The following is a 440-nucleotide window of genomic DNA, read 5'->3' as shown; positions in this document are numbered from 1 at the left end:
GAGCACTTTGGTCCCCGCGCCGATGACGACGCTGTCACCGATGTCCGGGTGGCGTTTGTACCCCTTCTTGAGCGAGTGTTCGTCGTCTTCGTCCTCCTCGAAGTGGAGCGCGCCGAGCGTCACGTCCTGATAGATGCGCGCCCACTCGCCGATGGTCGTCGTCTCGCCGATGACGACGCCGGTGCCGTGGTCGATGAAGAAGTAGTCGCCGATGGTCGCGCCGGGGTGGATGTCGATGCCCGACTCCATCTTCGCGTACTCGGCGAGTTCGCGGGCGTACGCGGGCGCGCCGGCCTCGTAGAAGGCGTGGGCGACCCGGTGGACGACGATGGCCTGCACGCCGGGGTACGACCGGATGATTTCGACGTAGCTGCGCGCGGCGGGGTCGCCTTTGTACGCCGCCTCCACGTCTTTCTTCAGTCGCTCGCGGATATCGGGGA

General features: G+C 66.4%; 1 protein-coding gene. It reads right to left on the bottom strand.

The genetic code is table 11. From position 1 onward, the window contains the following. Window positions 1-440, bottom strand: a 440-nt coding sequence (locus tag DVK07_RS21865) for a serine O-acetyltransferase (RefSeq protein WP_394338909.1), incomplete at both ends; no start/stop codon positions are given.

The sequence above is a fragment of the Halorubrum sp. Atlit-26R genome (assembly GCF_003666015.1).
Classification (GTDB): domain Archaea; phylum Halobacteriota; class Halobacteria; order Halobacteriales; family Haloferacaceae; genus Halorubrum.
This window is presented reverse-complemented; position numbering and strand designations above follow the sequence as displayed.